This is a genomic window from Megasphaera vaginalis (ex Bordigoni et al. 2020) (assembly GCF_900240295.1).
Taxonomy (GTDB): domain Bacteria; phylum Bacillota; class Negativicutes; order Veillonellales; family Megasphaeraceae; genus Megasphaera; species Megasphaera vaginalis.
This window is the reverse complement of the sequence record NZ_OEQB01000008.1, coordinates 90476-107527: the sequence shown is the minus strand read 5'-3', so window position 1 is coordinate 107527 and position 17052 is coordinate 90476. Positions and strand designations below refer to the sequence as shown.

The window sequence follows — 17052 nt, the reverse complement described above, 5'->3', positions numbered from 1 at the left end:
ATGTCTCAATTTCTTGAGACCTGCACTCTGGCGTTTCATTCGTTGCATTGTTCAGTTTTCAAAGGCCACGCCGCCGTTTGGCGACTCGTTTATCTTACCAAACTATTCCTAGTCTGTCAAGATCTTTCTTTGAAGCTTTATTCAAACTTCACCGTTATCGACAAAAATACGAACGTTCCCTTACGAGATTTTTCCTCCGCTCTTAACTCTTGCGACGTAAAGAATTTTAGCATTAAAACAAAAAACTGTCAAGATAAACTTGACAGTTTTTTTACATAAAACGCCTTTAATACCGGCATCCGATCAGTTGCATTTACTCCAACCGCAATTCTTACAAGTAGTACAACCGCCTTCAAAAGCCAAAGGCTCACCACATTGTGGACAGAAAATGCTTTCAGCTGTTACTTTTTTATCTGCTTTCGGCTTTACCGCCACTTTTTTCACAACGGAATCGGCCGCGTCTCCGCGCTGCATTTCTCGCTGCACTTCATTATACATATCCAGCAAGGCATTGCCGACTCCCATAGGACAGCACGATCCTCTGCTTGTATCTCCCCGTGTAGCGCGCCGAACGGAATAAGAAGGACAATTCCCCGTGGAATTGAGCTGATCAATAATCGTATATATATCGATCCCCGCGCGGGCACTGATAGAGATCATTCGTGAAAGGCCGATCATGAAATTATTGCATCCCCCTGTAGAGCCTTTGCTCAAATACGTTTCCAGAAGAGCCCCCGTTTCCGGATCAAAAAAAGCCATGCAATGGAGGCTGCCACAGCCTGTAACAAGTTTACGTTTTTTACCGATAACATTGTCGTCGATGCTGACAATTTCTCCGCGTGCCAAGCCTTCGCCGGCAGTCGGTACGGATTTTTCTTCCCCATGTGTCGTCAGAATGCCGGAACGCTTGCAGCCGTCGCGAAAGATTGTGATCCCCTTACAGCCTTTTTCGTAGGCCATAAGATACAACTGTTCTGTCTCTTCTACGGTAAAGTTGTTAGGAACATTTACAGTAGAACTGATAGATGCGTCAATATGTTGTTGCCATGCAGCCTGCATGGCAATCCGTTCTCCGTAATCCAAGGTCAATGCCGTCACAAAATATCCGGGCAGCCGGGAATCATCTTTAATGCCGTGTTTTTCCATGTACCGCTCCACGATCGGCGTATACACTTTGTAATAAACATCCGACCCGTGCAACGACTCCGTCTTCCGTTCATAATAATTGGCATAAATCGGTTCAATGCCGCCGGAAATCCCCAACATCGTCGAAAGAGTCCCTGTCGGTGCAATCGTCAACAACTGCGAATTGCGCAGACCGTAAGCCCTGACCAGTGCTGCCGTTTTTTCTGTCGTATTGGCTTTAAAATAGGGGGTTTCCATAATTTCATCGACAACACACCCTTTGAAAGCGCCCTCTTCCTTGGCCAACAACGCGGAAGCGGCAATCGCCGTATCGGCCATGACAAAACCAACTTGATGACAGAAATCAACAGCTTCCTGACTGCCGTAGGTCAAGCCCAGTTTGATCAGCATATCGCCTAGTCCCATGATGCCGAGGCCGATCTGACGCCAGATGCCGACACTGTCCCGCTGCTCCTGCAACGGGTGCAGCGGCAATCCTTCATCAAGGACATCATTCAAAGCCTTGACAGCCTGTACTATACATTGCTTAAATTCTTCAAATGCGAATGCTGCTTCAGGAGTAAACGGATCGGTAACAAAATTAGCCAAATTCATACTGCCGAGAAGGCAGGATCCGCCTGCCGGCAACGGTTCTTCCGCACAGGGATTTACTCCGGCAAAAGAAAATGCCGGCGTATTGGCTAAAAGATTCCAGCTAGTTATTCTGTCCCAAAACAGTGCTCCCGGTTCCGCATAATCCCAATTCGTTTCCGCAATCAAGCGAAAGACGTCTGCCGCTTCGACCAACGACTCGATCGTCTCTCCCGTTTCTTCCCGCGTATAGTGAAGGCGGAACTGGCTTCGCGTCTTTACCGCTTCCATAAACGCATTACTCAAACGAATCGAAATATTGGCTTTCGTCACTTTTTCCAAATCCGTCTTCAGCTTAATGAATTCCAAAACGTCGGGGTGGGCACAGTCAATAGAAATCATCAGTGCGCCGCGACGGCCGTTTTGACCGATCAACTCCGTAACTAGGGAATACAGCGTCATAAAAGAAATGGAACCGCTCGTTTCTTTCGCCGCATTGTTGATTTTAGCTCCTTTCGGACTGAGGCGGGAAATATCAATGCCGCAGCCGCCGCCGTAACTGTACGTTCGGGCCAGTTTTCCGGCGCGATCGAAAATGCTCTCAATATTGTCTTCCGGAGGAGCGATAACGTAACAATTGGACAAGGTTATTTTCTTGCCTTCATATTCCAATCCTCTGTTCGCCAAAATACGTCCGCCGAAAAGAAATTTTTTCGTTTCAATCAGTTGCGCCACGTTCCGATCATGACCGCTGACCCTGTCGAGCCAATGCGCAAAGGTTTCTCCGTCATTGCAATATTTATTTCTCCAGATATCCATGCCCAGCTGATTCTCTTCGCCAAGCCATTCTTTCTCATCCATTCCAGTTCCTCCCTAACACCTGTCGCTTCTTGACGGGGCATTTCGTTCTAAATACAACATATGGTATCTAACAGTTATCATGATAACAGTATGTATAAACAGCGTCAAGATATTCTGCCATGAAATCTATTTATGCTCTTCCAGAAAATTGATGACTTTTTCTTCATATGCAGCACGATCCGTCTCAATCCCCGCAGCGTGAGGAGAAGCGGGAAAAATCCAGATATGTTTATCATTGCTGCCGCATGAGTCATAAAGAGCATACGCCGTCTGTACGGGGACCAAGGTATCCGCTTCGCCGTGTAAAAAAAGTATCGGCACATGAATGGAACGAGCGGCGTGCGCCGGTTCAATATCAGCCAAAACTTTTCCTGTTCGAATAAACATGGCGCCTTGAAAAAAGGGTTCCAAAACGGTATATCCCCACAAGAGACGTTCATCACCGGACCAGCGAAGCAGTTTTTCTCTTCCCAAACTGGGAATATTCCCATAAGCGCTGTCTGCAATGACAAAGTCCGGTTGTACATTGTCTTTTTCGCCGGCGTAGAGCAATGCCATCGCCGCTCCCAGCGATACACCGTGAAGACCGATCTGCATCGCGCGATCTTGCTCTTTCAGCCACGCAAACCAAGCATCCATATCGCTTGTTTCCGTCAATCCCCAATCCGTATGTCTTCCTTCGCTTTCGCCATGACCGCGCAAATCGACAAGGAGAATATTATACCCCAACTGCTTATACATAGGAATATAGGGCAAACACATCCCGCGGTTTTGATAAAGGCCATGCAGCAGTACTACTGTATGGGCAGTATATTCCTCATTCTCAATATACGTTCCCCGCAAACGAAGCCCGTCAGCAGCGGTAACCGTCACCGGCCGCCACTGTTCTTCCCGTTCCAGCCTGTCGATTAACCGGGTATCGTTTCCATGATTTTCAATTCCCAACAGCTGATCCCACGGCGCCTCTCTAAAGGCTTCATAAGTACGATTGCCGACATAGGCGCCGCCAACGAGACAGAGAAAAAGCGCCGCAACAAACAGATTGCGGATCGCTCTGAATAAGCAGCCCATAAAACTCCCTTCTCCGGACTGACCGGCTTATTGCGGAACAGCCGTCGCACACCACGGCAGCGCCGTTCCTCTTTAATAATACAGAGAAAAACAGAACAGCACCACAGGAAACTGTTCTGTTCACAACATTAGGATTATCTATGCTAACTGTTTATGCTTTTCCTTGCCGGAAAAGGCTGATCATTTCCATCGTCAACGTAGCCGCTTCCGCATCTTTCGGCAGATCCTGCCGAAGACGCCATTCGGCAACGGCCAGTTCTCGATGATCGACGTTTAACGCAGCAGCACCGTCGAGATCGCAAAAAAAACCGAAAAGAAGCGAATCGGAAAATCCCCATGGCTGACTCTTATAAAAAGTTAAATTTTTAACGCGTATCCCTACTTCTTCCATAACCTCCCGATGTACCGTTTCTTCTATCGTTTCACCGATTTCGGCAAATCCCGCCAATAACGCCCACCGCTTATTGCCGCTTCTGCCGGCATATTTTGACACGAGTAGCGAATCGCCGTTGCGGACGGCAACGATGACGGCCGGACAAATACGCGGATAGATCAGCGTATGACACGTATCGCAATGCACCATGCGTTCCGTATCACTGTGCTTCATAGGAGCGCCACATTGCCCGCAATACCGATGATTTTCATACCAATTGTGCAGCGACAGACCGGAAACGGCGGCAAAAGCCAGCGAGCGCGGCTCCAGATGACGCATCTCCATAATCGGCAAATACGTAAATTCGTCCTTTTCCGGTAATGCCGCAGGTGAAAGAAAAAACTGCCAAGTATCGATGCGAAATGCCCATTGTAACGGCTGCGGCAAAGAAACGGCATAATCGGCGAAGCGGGGCAACGCAATACTGTCGCCATCCTTTTTAACCAACACCTGACGCTCTCTATACGACAGGATGAACCCGTCTTTTTGCAACGGTACGGGCCGATATTGATTGTAAAAACGATGCGGTGAAATATCCTGCAACATATCTATCGCCTTCTTCAATTCCGTATAACTTGTTTAAAGGATAACGGCACCTGTATTATCACATTTTAAAATATGACCGACAGCCCGTATTCCCTGGGCGGCAAAAGCTCCGATCATAGCATCTTTTATCGCCGCCTCACAGCCCGTCGCGAAAGCAATCAGCGTCGATCCCGAACCGCTGATCGTCGCTCCCGCCGCTCCCGCCGCCAACGCGGCCTGCAGGACGGCAGCGCCGCCGGGAATCAATTTCAGCCGATACGGCACGTGCAGCCTGTCCTCCAGACCGTACTGCAACGTATCATATCGTTTCATGATAAATGATGATACCAGATAGCTGACACGGCTGACATTGAAAACGGCGCTTTGATAAGCAATCGTCTTCGGCAAAGCCTTACGAGCCATGTCGGTAGAAACGTAAATTTCAGGACTGACCGTAATAAAAGAAAGCCCTTCTTCAATAGGAATCGAATTCGTTAACGTTTTTCCGTCTGCCAGGACAGATACGGCAAGACCGCCGCAAATCGCCGGAGCGACGTTATCGGGATGTCCTTCAATAAGCGTTGCTAACGTCAGTATATCTTGCCGGGACAGCCCGCCTCCCGTCAATTGGTTGCCGATAAGAATACCGCCGACAATCGCCGCAGAACTGCTGCCGAGACCGCGGCTGGTGGGAATGCGGTTAACCAGTCTCAGGCGACCGCCTTGAGGCAATGCCCGCTGATTGCGAACAGCAGCGGCACGCATGGATTTACCGACGAGATTCTCATCAAAGTCCGTCGAAATTTCTCCGACACCTTCTCCTTCAACTTCAATTGCAATCGTATCGGCTGCAGGGTCCTCCGTGAAATACATATCATTATAGAGATTCAAGGCCAACCCGATGGCGTCAAATCCGGACCCTAAGTTAGCCGATGTGGCAGGAATTCGTACATGCAGCTCTTTTGTCATCATTTACACCTCAATTACACGAATAGCACTGGCAACGCGGTGCACACAGGAAAGGTCGGCGATTTGCTGAAGCGATTCACGCACCAACCCGTCGGCAGAGCTGTCGATAAGCACGACAATTTCGGCGATTTCCGTCGTTTCATCCTTCTGGATAAGCGAACGGATGCTGATGTTGTTCCTGGCAAAAACGCCGGAAATGCTCGACAATACACCGGGAGCGTTGGCTACGATCATGCGCAGATAATAAGGGGCCTTGTTGGCTTGCGGCGATTTTATATGCGTTTCATGCCATACATATTCACGTTTGCCCGTCATGCTCAAGTTATAATGCAGGACGACGCTCATGATATCACTAACGACAGCACTTGCCGTCGGCAGCGCTCCGGCGCCTTGCCCGTAATACATCAGATCGCCGACGCAATTGCCTCGTACGAAAACGGCGTTATAAGCGCCGCCGACATTGGCCAGCGGATGCCCTTTGCGAATAAAGGCCGGATGGACATTCAACGATATACCGTCTTCATCATGTGACGCAATCGCCAACAGCTTGATAACATACCCCATTTCGGTGGCATGAACGATATCATCCTGGGTTACGGCCTCAATTCCCTCAACGGAAACGTCGCGGAAAGTAATGGCCGAATGGAAGCCCAACGTTGCTAAAATCGCTATTTTTCGAGCCGCGTCATAACCGCTGACATCATTCGTCGGATCCGCCTCGGCATATCCCTTCTGCTGCGCTTCCGCCAGGGCCGCTTCATAAGACAAGCCGCGCTCGGTCATATTGCTGAGAATATAATTTGTCGTGCCGTTCATGATTCCGATGATCGTTTCAATAGCATTACTGTTCAACGACGAGTGCATCGAGCGGATAATCGGAATACCGCCGGCAACGCTCGCTTCAAATTGAAAATCGACGTCATTTTCTTGTGACAACTTGAGCAACGGTATTCCATAGTCGGCAATCAGATCCTTATTGGCGCTGACGACGCTCTTGCCGCAGGTAAAACACTGTTCGATGCATCCTTTGGCGAAATCTGCGCTGCCCATAACTTCAGCGACGATTTCGACTTCAGGATCGCTGACAATATCCTGGAAATCCGTCGTCAACGTAATCGATGGAGGCAAGTTCATTTCCCGATACTTTTCCAGATCACGCACAAGAACCCACTTGATATGCAAATGCGTATTCAGTTGCTCTTCAATAATGCTGCCGTTCATTTCCAACAGATCGATAACGCCTTTGCCGACAGTGCCGCATCCCAATAAAGCAATAGATACTGTTTTCATTCTCTTTCCTCCCCTTATGCTTGGCCAATGACATAGACAGATCGGACACCCGATAAGGTCTCCAACTTCTTCACCAGGTCTTCAACAGACAATTGCAGATCTTTCGTTTCAATGGCGATGCTGACGTTCGCCATCCCTTGCAGGGGAATCCCCTGATTGATCGTTAAAATACTGCCGTTGCTGGCGGCGATCATATTTAACACTTGTGACAATTCCCCGGGTTTATCGGAAAGATTCATAGACAACGTCACTAATTTACCTTGCGTAACGTCGTAAAAAGGAAAGACACAATCTTTGTATTTATAAAAAGCGCTGCGGCTCAGATCCATGATGCGCACGGCTTCATTAATGGTCTTCGCCTGCTGATGTTTCAATATCTCCTTGACCTTGATTGTTTTTTTTATCGCTTCCGGCAGAATGTCTTCTCGAACAAGATAAAATTTTAATCCCTTATCCTCTTTCATCATCATTCCTCCTCGGCAAAGTATGCATAAGTCGCCGTTAATCCCGGCAAAAGCTTCGTTGCCGGGCGCCAGTGCAAGACCTCACTGGCCTTATCATTACTGAGAGACGAGCGATAAATATCGCCGGATCTGCCGTCTGCATATGAAACGGAGACCCCTTTTCCGGAAAAATAGATCAGAATTTCCTTGAGCGCATTAACTGTCGTCTCGATCGCCGTACTGACGTTGTAAATACCGGACGGCACCTCTTTTTCCAATGCCTTTACGTTGGCCTGCGCCACGTCTTTGACATAAACAAAGTCGCGCGATTGTTCTCCGTCTCCATAGATGGTCAAGTCTTTTCCCTGTGCCAACGCTTTGGCAAAAACATAAACGACTCCACCTTCACCGTTGCTCCCCTGCCGTTCACCATAGACATTGGCATATCGGAGGATAACGTAGGACAAGCCGAAATGCTTTTCGTAAAGCTGCAAATATGACTCTGCCGTCGCCTTTGTCAACCCGTAGAAAGAAGTAGGCGCCGGCACTTCCGTCTCCTTCAACGGCACAGCCATATTATCACCATAAACGGCGGCGGAAGAAGAAAAGACGATACGTCGTACGCCATACGTGCGACAGCAATCCAAAACAACAAGGAGCGCCATAATATTCAGATCGGCATCGGCCTGCGGATGAGACAGAGAATACGGCACCAACGTCTGCGCCGCTTCATGGAAGACAACTTCAAACCGGCCGTTCCGGAATACGTCGGCCATCTTTTCCCTATCGCGGATATCATAAGGAAAAAAGGAAGCCTGTTCATGGACATGTTCCCGCTTACCGCTGCTCAAATTATCGACAACGGTTACGGCATGCCCGGCTGCGATCAGTGCATCAGTTATGTGAGAGCCGATAAATCCGGCTCCACCGGTTACTAATATATTCAACGTATACCTCCCATCAAGCTACGGCAAATCACCGTACGTAATCAGCATTATTCTGTTTTTTTGCAAAATCTCCTTCATCGCCGGCGACAACAGTGCAGCCAGTTCTTCATCCCAATGATAGTGCCAAGCGTAACGGCGGGACAGCAGTTCCTTATTCCTGCCGGGATGCATCATGATTTCGTGAATACCGAACGGTAATTGTTTTAAAATATAAGCCAAATTCGCAGAGTTCATATTACCGCCGTCAACCATGCCCCAAAAATGATCGGTTGACAAAAATCGTAGGGCCGGTAAATCCCTTGCCGCTTTTTCAGCGAGGAAGGTCAACCCGTTTCTGCCCAAGACGCGTCCGGGACGTGCCGTCAGCATCTTGAAACAGTACGCTTCCCGCGGCAACCGAAGGCGGTGCAAACCGTACTTTTTCATCAACGAACAGACGATCCGCCACACCGGCGGCAGTACATGCAAATGCTGATGACTGTCAACATGGGTGATTGGCAGACCTGACGTCATGATCTTGTTCATTTGTCTGTCCAATTCACGATAAACCTCTTCATAATTGATTTTTCCCCTATAAGCTTTTTGAATAAACGTTGCATAGCTCTCAGGAAAAAGGCCGTCATCTGCAAGCAGAGACGGCACTTCACCGGGATCCGAAAGTGGCGGCAAGGAACCGACAAGACAAAGATGTATGCCGATCCCCAGCTTCGGAAACCGTTTAGCGATTGCCACCGCCTCTTCATAAGCCCGCCCGGACGCCAATAGCGATGTACTCGATAAGATTCCCTGCTCATGTGCCAGGCGGACGGCTTCGTTCACTTCTTCATGGATACCGAAATCATCGGCATTGATAATTAATCGATTCACGTCTGTTCACCGTAGAAAATCAAAAGTTTTAAAATTCAACTTGCCGACATACTGCAAATCATCTGCTTCATGGGTCTGTAAAAAAAGCCTTATGGCCTCATCAATACCGGCCCAAGCTCCTTTCGGAAAGGACAGGGAAAAAGCTCGCTCCAAAGCGGCTATTCCTTCTATAAACGCGCTTCTGGCCAAAACAGACGCCGCGGCGACAGCAATATCCCGCTCCCCTCTAGGCACCTGTATCACCTGCCTGCCCGCGCACTGACAGCCTAATGCATCCAGTACGTAAGAGTCCTTACCGAACTTATCGACTATTATACAGGGACATTCGTACTTTGACAATAGTACACAAATGTTTTCAGCATGGAGACACCCCAACAGATGATTGAGATTTTTCCCTTCCTTTTTCAATGCGGCATACCGCCGATTATAGTCTTCCGGCGGATAGGCGCGCAGCGTACAACGATCACCGAGACGGCCCTTTATCTGTTCCGCCAGCCGGATAATCGTGGAATCAGGCAGGGTTTTGCTGTCACAAACGCCGATTTCCTGGAAATAAAGAGCATCTTCTTCCGTCAAAAGGCAAGCTGCCGCCGCCAGAGGTCCGAAAACATCCCCCTTTCCCGACTCGTCACAGCCGATCCAGGTTTTTACATCGTATGGGCGAATCAATTCTTCCGGCGCGGCAGCCGCCGCTTTTTTCCCGTCGGCGAGCACCTTCGTCAACTGCCGCAGTTCTTCTTTCAACGGCGTGTCGTTTCCCTGCAACACGACGGAAATTCCCTTTCTGCCGTAATACCAGTTGACGGTACTCCGCATCGCGCCTTTACAGCAGATGAGTTGGCAGCCGTAATTGATTTCTTTTTCTTGCGCACAGAAAATTCCCTTTGCCGGCAGTGCTTCTCTAAATTTCTTTACTACCCGTGTCAGTTCTTTATCCATAAATTTTATACGCTTCTTCCTTAGCTCGCCGCTGCCACTCCTTCAAGGGCTTACCGCTTTTTTCGGCAGCGCGGCGGCAATCGTCATATTCAGCGGAAATAGTAGTGACGCGCCCGTTATGGGAACATATCTTACAGCCGATCCGTTCCCCGTCGACCGTCACTTCACCGAAAAAGCGCTCGCACGCCTTTCGTTCGACCGGAAAATGCCGCACGCCGATGGACGTCGTTTCTGTAAAAATAATCGCTTCCACTTCTTCTAGCAGCGCTTTCTTACAGAGAACACCGAGCATCACTGCCAGCCGCCCTTTCTTCATCAGCATCGGTACAGCCCAGACATCATTGACGCCGCTTTCCAGCAGGCGTGAAAAGACATACTCCAGATGCTGCGGATTCATGTCGTCAATGTTTGCTTCCATTTGCCATAATGTTTCCATTGATCTACCTCATGCCGTTAATCATAGCCGCCATTCTCCCGGCGCCGAATCCGTTATCGATATTGACGACGGAAACACCGGCGGCACAACTGTTCAACATCGCCAGCAGCGCCGATAAACCGTGAAAATTGGCGCCGTAACCGATACTTGTCGGCACGGCAATGACAGGTTTGCCGACCAGACCGCCGACGACGCTGGCCAGCGCTCCTTCCATGCCGGCGACGACAATATTGACATTAGCCCGGCAAATGTCCTCGCGCCGTGCTAACAACCGATGCAGCCCGGCTACGCCGACGTCATAAATGCGCTCCACTTTATTGCCCATAATCGTTGCCGTCAGCGCCGCCTCCTCAGCCACGGGGATATCGCTGGTTCCGGCCGTAATGACGGCAATTGTCCGCTCTCCGTTAAATACCGTCCGGTCCTTATGTTGATACACCATACGAGCCGTCGCGTCGTAGCAGGCGGTGGGAACAGTCGGCTTAATCCCTTCATAAACGGCCTGATCGGCACGCGTGCCGATAACATTATCGTAACGCGCCATAAGAAACGCCAATATCTTCACCGACTGTTCCGTTGTCTTCCCGGCGCAATAGACGACTTCCGGAAATCCGCATCGTTCCTGCCGCTGTAAATCGAGATTGGCAAACCCCAGATGACAGGTATCGCCTCGGTCATCGGCCAGTGATGCGGCGGCTTCTTCCAGCGTGAACACGCCGGCTTTATACGCTTCCAATATTTTTCTGATCTCATCCATCGTTTCTCACCTCGCAAAGCCGTTCGCTTCCCATGCTCTGTACAGAACCAGGCCTACGGCTGTCGCCAGATTCAACGATTCCGTATTGCTCCGCATCGGAATCGACAACAATTCGTCGCAACACTGCGCAAACGCCGCCGTCAGCCCTTGTCCTTCATTGCCGAAGGCCAGGACAGCGGGACGTTTGTAATCGGCAGCGGCGAAGGATACACGTCCCTGCGGCGAGGTCCCAAACAGAACCCTGCCTTGCCGCAGGACAAACGCACAGATCTCTTCTTCGTCAATATTCTCTATCAAGGGAACTTTAAAAATAGCGCCCATCGCGCTGCGCAGCGTCTTATCATTATACACGTCGACGCTGCCGGGACTGAGTATAACGGCGCCGCAATCCGTCGCCGCCGCCGTCCGTATGATGGTCCCCAAATTCCCCGGATCCTGAATGGCCTGCAAGTATACCAACGAACGAGCCGTGTTATCCTTCTCCAGCGACTGCAGCGTATGCGTAAAAAAAGGAACGACGGCGGCGATCCCCTGCGGTGACTGCGTATCTTTCAACTTATCGTACACGCTCGCCGTAACGGAAAAAAAGTCCCAGCCCAGTGCAACGCCGCGAGCGAAAAGATCGTCAAAATCGGCCTGCTCACGACCTTTCGGCGAAACAAAACAAATGCCGTCACGAATTTCGTTTTCCACCGCATCCGTCACCAGACGGCGGCCTTCCAGAAAAACTCGTCGCTGCGCAGTACGCTCCTTTTTTCGTTTCACTGCACAAGCCAATTTGATCCATTGATTATCACGTGAAGTAATTTCTTTCATACTCTCTCATCCTTTACGTAAAGCCGTTTTTGCGTAAGAAATAAGTGCAATACCGCAAGGATATTGCACTTACTGCGCCACTCAATTGATTTATCTTACTTTTTGGCATCTTTTCCGCGATTCGTCTGAATCAGACTTTCTCTGTTCTGCCGGATACTGGACAAGGTTTTTTCCAATGTCGACTCCACGTATTTCAAGACATCGCCGGCATAGGTGATCGAACTGTTCTTCAAATCTTCAGACGACTGATTGGCATTGGCAATGATCAGATTGGCATGTTCCTGCGATTGCCGTACCAGTTCGCTTTCTTCCGTCAATTTGGCAATATAATCTTTCGCCTGTGCTACCATACTGTCCGCATGCCGTTGTGCGTCGGCGATGATTTTGTCCCGTTCGGCCAACACCTTCTTGGATTGATCCAATTCGTCCGGCATACAAACCTTTAAGTCGTCGATGATTTGCAGGATTTCTTCTTCTTCAACAACTTTCTTGTTCGTAAAGGGCATTTTTGACGCATTTAAAATGATGCTTTCCAAATCTTCCAATAATTTATCCGAATTCATCTGCTCCACCTCTATGCCTTATATTTATCTTTAAACTTCAATTTTAATTCACCTTCAACATAACTCGGCACAAGCCCCTCTAATTTGCCTCCGAAACAAGCAAGTTCCCGAATCCCCGTCGAACTGATATACGAATGTTGTGTACTGGCCATGATAAAAACCGTCTCTATCGTCGGTTCCACCTTTTTCATCAATAAAGCACGCTGAAACTCATACTCGAAATCGGTAAGAGCGCGAAGGCCGCGAATAATGATCGTCGCTCCCCGTTCAATCGCATACTGATTTAATAACCCGCCAAAACTGACAACTTCAATATTGGCAATATGTCTTGTCGTTTCATGGAGCATCGCTTCCCGCTCTGCCATGGAAAATAACGGTTTCTTCGTTGGATTTTCAAAAACGGCTACAATCAATCGATCGACAAGTTTACTGCCTCTTTCAAATATGTCAATGTGTCCGTTCGTAACCGGATCAAAGCTACCCGGACAGATTCCGATTCGCACCTTTATACCCCTTCCTTGCAACCGCGGATAAATGATATCTGCGTGTCGCTTCCATAGGTTTTTTTTCTGATAATTGTAAACAGGGGACTATCCGCTATCGGTTCCCGACTGCTGTGCTCCATGAGAAGCAGACCGTCAGACCGAAGCAATGTATGGCGAAAAATCAAGGCAATCGTTTCATTGACAAAATTCTTCACATATGGCGGATCAGCAAAAATATAGTCGAACCGTTCTCCTTGAAGATGTGCCAACATGCGCTTATAATCACCGGCAAGGACAGTGCATCGATCGGCCGCACGGCACAACAACGCATTTTCCCTAATCAGAGCGCCGGTCCTGCTGTCAATAAAAACGGCTTTTGTCGCACCGCGGCTTACCGCTTCCAGTCCCAAGGCACCGGTACCGGCAAAGATATCGAGAACGGCAGCATCTTTCAGCGCCCCGGGCCCGAGAATATTGAACAAACTTTCCCGCGTACTGTCGAGCGTCGGCCGCGTCAGCATGCCTTTCGGCGATTTTAAAAGGCGCCCTCGCGCGGAACCCGCTATAATTCTCACAACACCACCTGCTTGTACACAATCAATTATACACGTTTTTTTATACATATCAAATAGGAAAGGAACATCAGATTAAAATTTTATCAGCTACTTTGTTTTTATTCGTTCCACTTTTAATTCATTGCCATGAAGAAGTCGGATAATGTTATCTTTATGGCGTACGATGACCAGGACAGCAGCCAACAGTCCGAAACCAGTGACCGGGAGAGGTTCATCAAAAAAGTACATCGCAACAGGAACAAGCGCCGCCGCCACGATTGATCCCAGGGATACAATACGCGTAACCGCGACGATGACACACCAAACCAGAAAGACGATCGCCGTTTCAACGGGCGCCAAAAACAAAATAACGCCTAACCCCGTTGCCACCCCCTTGCCGCCCTTAAACTGGAGAAACAGCGAACAGGAATGACCGATAATAGCAATGAGCCCGCCGGCAATCATCAAATAAATCTGATATTCCGGAGCGGCGGCGCCGGCGAGTTTCCCCAGCCAAACACCTGACACGCCTTTGGCAATATCGAGAATCAGCACAGCCAGTCCGGGCATGGCGCCCAACACGCGGTACGCATTTGTCGCGCCGATATTATGACTGCCGTATTCCCGCAAGTCCGTATGGAAAAAAAACTTGCCGACGACAAGTCCGCTGGGGAAAGAGCCGACAATATACGCCAAAAGCAGATACAACAACGACATCATAACGCATCGTCTCCCTTCTTGCCGCGGACGATCAGGCGCAGCGGCGTTCCTTCAAAGCCGAACGTTTCCCGAAGACGGTTTTCCAAATAACGGGTATAAGAAAAATGAAGCAACTGCGGGTCATTGACAAAAAGCACAAAGGTCGGCGGCTGTACCGACGCTTGCGTCATATAATAAATCTTCAGCGGTCTGCCGCCCTTTGCCGGCGGCGGATTGGTCAATTGCGCATCTTCCAACAGTTCATTCAGCACACTTGTCGACACGCGCATGTGCTGCTGTTCCGAAACGTACTTGACCAGATCGGCCAACCGATCGATTCGCTGATGCGTCAATGCCGATGCGTAAAGTATCGGTGCATACTGCATAAAAGCCAGTTCGCAGCGGATATCATCCGTATATTTCAAAGAAGTCTTGCTGTCCTTCGGAACCAGATCCCATTTATTGACAACGATGATACAGCCTTTGCCGGCTTCATGGATATATCCGGCAATTTTTTTATCTTGTTCCGTCACACCGTCAAGGCCATCCAAAACCAATACGGCAACGTCTGATCGGTCAACGGCGCGCAGTGCCCGAACGACGCTGTACCGTTCCACAGGCAAGTCAATTTTTCCCTTCCGCCGCATTCCCGCCGTATCAATAAGGACGAATTCCGTACCGTCGTGCTTCCAATGGGTGTCAATGGAATCCCGCGTCGTACCGGGAATATTGCTGACGATGACGCGATCTTTACCGAGCAGCGCATTGGTCATTGAAGACTTGCCGACATTAGGACGACCGACCAGCGCAATGTGAATAGAGCCGTCATCCTCGTCAAGAACCGGAACCTTCTGAATGTATTTCAAAACCTCGTCCAATAAATCGCCGAGATTCATCAGATTAACTGCAGAAACGCCGATAGGATCGCCCAACCCGAGACCGTAAAATTCGTAAATATTCATTTCCTGCTCAACGCTGTCGATTTTATTGACCGCCAAAATAACCGGCTTACCGCTTGCGCGCAGAAGCGTCGCTATTTCCTGGTCCTGCGGCTGAATACCTGTTTTGCCGTCAACGACGTAAATAATCACGTCCGCCTCATGGATAGCCAGTTCCGCCTGGTAACGCATGCTTGTAAAAATATGATTTTTTTCATCAACAAACTCAATACCGCCGGTATCGACCATCGTAAATTCCTGGTTGAGCCATTCAGCATCAAAGTAAATCCGATCCCGCGTTACGCCGGGAAGATCCTCCACGATGGAGATGCGTTTCTTTACAATTGTGTTGAAAAGCGTTGATTTCCCGACATTCGGTCTGCCTACGACGGCCACTAAGGGTTTATACATACACAATTACTCCTTATCTTCATCCCAATGATATAACAATTGTTTCAGGTCCGGTGCAAATTCGCTGACACGGACAGGAACGCCGATCTCTTTTTCAAATTCCGCCAAAGTCACGTCGTCGAGAAAAATATTCTCGCCTTTCCGCAGCGCCGTTCCGGGAATAATCAGGCCGTCAAAAGGCTGCGACAGCCCCCGCCACGTCCGCAACATATCCGTTGCCGTCAAAAGACCGGCAACGTTAATTTGACTGCCGAAATAGTCATTTTCCACCGGTATGATCTGGCAATGCAAATTGGCAATGCAGATTTCATTGACCAGGTTTTCAATAAATGGCGCCGCCAAGGTTCCCGTAAACAAAGCCAGGTTCAGTTTTCGCGCGTACGTTGCGCGCGTCATGCCGTCCCACTGATGCCATTGTTCCTCAAACAGCCGCAGCATGCCGATGCCGTCTTCAATCTGCTCATACCCGTCATACCAGGCGGCAGGCGGCAACGCCTCATGAGCCTTCAGATAAAATTCGTCGGCAAGATAAACAAAACTGCCGCGTCCCCGTTCCCGGCTGTCCATGATGAAAGGCTTCGCCCGCTCGATAATATCCTTGGCACACGCCTCTGTTACAGGATTCAAAGGCTCGCAATCCTGCCGGAAACGGGTCATGCCCAGGGGCACGACGGCAACACCGAGGACATGATCCCCTAACGACGCAAAATCGCGCAGCGTCTTCGTAAATTCTTCGCCGTCATTATACCCCGGCACTAACACGATCTGACAATACATATCAATGTCATGGGCAGCAAGATTTTGCAATTCTTTCAGAATATCCGCCGTCCGTTCCTGCCGCATCATGCGACTGCGCAACGCACCATTTGTCGTGTGAACGGAAATATGGAGCGGCGACAAGTGGTACTGAATAATCCGTTTCAGATCGGCTTCCGACATATTGGATAAGGTAATAAAACTGCCTGTCAAAAAAGACATGCGATAGTCATCATCTTTAACATAAAGAGATGGCCGCATTCCCTTCGGCATTTGAGAAATGAAACAAAAGATGCAATTATTGCGGCATTGCCGGATATGGTCAAAAACCGCTGATTCCATCGTTATTCCCAAATCCTCGCCAAAACGCTTCTGAAAATAACAGTCCCGCAATGCGTCGCCGTTTTTAACGACTAAATGAACATCTTCATCGGCCAACGCAAAGTTCAAGTCAATCAGGTCCGACACGTTTTGGCCGTTCACGGAAACGATCACGTCTCCCGGCTGCAATCCTTTTTGCGCCGCCCTGCTCCCTGCCGCTACCTTCGAAATGACAGGCTTCAATCTGTTTTTCAT

General features: G+C 49.3%; 18 protein-coding genes. All 18 read right to left on the bottom strand.

The window, feature by feature from the left end:
- Positions 1-303: 303 nt before the first annotated feature.
- Positions 304-2577, bottom strand: coding sequence for an adenosylcobalamin-dependent ribonucleoside-diphosphate reductase (locus C0977_RS10005; RefSeq protein ID WP_101913281.1), 2274 nt, complete (start codon positions 2575-2577; stop codon positions 304-306).
- 126 nt (positions 2578-2703) lie between these two features.
- The gene (locus C0977_RS10000) at positions 2704-3648 is read right to left on the bottom strand and encodes an alpha/beta hydrolase (protein WP_101913280.1); all 945 of its coding nucleotides are present in this window, start codon (positions 3646-3648) and stop codon (positions 2704-2706) included.
- Between the two features lie 151 nt (positions 3649-3799).
- Complete coding sequence (nudC, locus tag C0977_RS09995; protein ID WP_101913279.1) at positions 3800-4627, bottom strand: NAD(+) diphosphatase; 828 nt, start codon at positions 4625-4627, stop codon at positions 3800-3802.
- 33 nt (positions 4628-4660) lie between these two features.
- Positions 4661-5578 (bottom strand): homoserine kinase, encoded by a 918-nt coding sequence (gene thrB, locus C0977_RS09990; RefSeq protein ID WP_306306244.1) that lies wholly within the window; start codon positions 5576-5578, stop codon positions 4661-4663.
- Complete coding sequence (locus C0977_RS09985; RefSeq protein WP_101913278.1) at positions 5579-6865, bottom strand: homoserine dehydrogenase; 1287 nt, start codon at positions 6863-6865, stop codon at positions 5579-5581.
- A gap of 14 nt (positions 6866-6879) precedes the next feature.
- A complete protein-coding gene (locus tag C0977_RS09980) occupies positions 6880-7329 on the bottom strand; it encodes an ACT domain-containing protein (RefSeq protein WP_036242581.1) in 450 nt (149 codons plus the stop codon).
- 2 nt (positions 7330-7331) lie between these two features.
- The gene (locus tag C0977_RS09975; protein WP_101913277.1) at positions 7332-8255 is read right to left on the bottom strand and encodes an NAD-dependent epimerase/dehydratase family protein; all 924 of its coding nucleotides are present in this window, start codon (positions 8253-8255) and stop codon (positions 7332-7334) included.
- A gap of 18 nt (positions 8256-8273) precedes the next feature.
- On the bottom strand, positions 8274-9122 hold the full coding sequence (locus C0977_RS09970; RefSeq protein ID WP_023053302.1) for a ChbG/HpnK family deacetylase: 849 nt from the start codon (positions 9120-9122) through the stop codon (positions 8274-8276).
- Positions 9123-9128: 6 nt separating this feature from the next.
- Complete coding sequence (locus tag C0977_RS09965) at positions 9129-10061, bottom strand: ribonuclease HIII (RefSeq protein ID WP_101913276.1); 933 nt, start codon at positions 10059-10061, stop codon at positions 9129-9131.
- Positions 10054-10497: a nickel insertion protein gene (larC, locus tag C0977_RS09960; protein WP_023054218.1), complete on the bottom strand. Its 444-nt coding sequence runs from the start codon at positions 10495-10497 to the stop codon at positions 10054-10056. Before larC ends, C0977_RS09965 begins: the two co-directional genes overlap by 8 nt.
- A gap of 4 nt (positions 10498-10501) precedes the next feature.
- Positions 10502-11254, bottom strand: a complete 753-nt coding sequence (gene larB / locus C0977_RS09955; RefSeq protein WP_101913275.1) for a nickel pincer cofactor biosynthesis protein LarB — start codon at positions 11252-11254, stop codon at positions 10502-10504.
- A gap of 6 nt (positions 11255-11260) precedes the next feature.
- On the bottom strand, positions 11261-12070 hold the full coding sequence (locus C0977_RS09950; protein WP_101913274.1) for a TrmH family RNA methyltransferase: 810 nt from the start codon (positions 12068-12070) through the stop codon (positions 11261-11263).
- A gap of 95 nt (positions 12071-12165) precedes the next feature.
- Entirely contained in the window at positions 12166-12633 is a 468-nt protein-coding gene (locus C0977_RS09945) for a hypothetical protein (protein WP_023054185.1), read from the bottom strand.
- A gap of 11 nt (positions 12634-12644) precedes the next feature.
- Positions 12645-13136: a pantetheine-phosphate adenylyltransferase gene (gene coaD / locus C0977_RS09940; RefSeq protein ID WP_023054198.1), complete on the bottom strand. Its 492-nt coding sequence runs from the start codon at positions 13134-13136 to the stop codon at positions 12645-12647.
- Positions 13137-13138: 2 nt separating this feature from the next.
- The gene (gene rsmD / locus C0977_RS09935; protein ID WP_023054167.1) at positions 13139-13693 is read right to left on the bottom strand and encodes a 16S rRNA (guanine(966)-N(2))-methyltransferase RsmD; all 555 of its coding nucleotides are present in this window, start codon (positions 13691-13693) and stop codon (positions 13139-13141) included.
- A gap of 87 nt (positions 13694-13780) precedes the next feature.
- Entirely contained in the window at positions 13781-14392 is a 612-nt protein-coding gene (gene plsY / locus C0977_RS09930) for a glycerol-3-phosphate 1-O-acyltransferase PlsY (RefSeq protein ID WP_101913273.1), read from the bottom strand.
- Complete coding sequence (gene der, locus C0977_RS09925) at positions 14389-15720, bottom strand: ribosome biogenesis GTPase Der (RefSeq protein WP_101913272.1); 1332 nt, start codon at positions 15718-15720, stop codon at positions 14389-14391. The genes plsY and der overlap by 4 nt, the downstream gene beginning before the upstream one ends.
- 6 nt (positions 15721-15726) lie before the next feature.
- Positions 15727-17052, bottom strand: coding sequence for a DUF512 domain-containing protein (locus C0977_RS09920; protein ID WP_023054179.1), 1326 nt, complete (start codon positions 17050-17052; stop codon positions 15727-15729).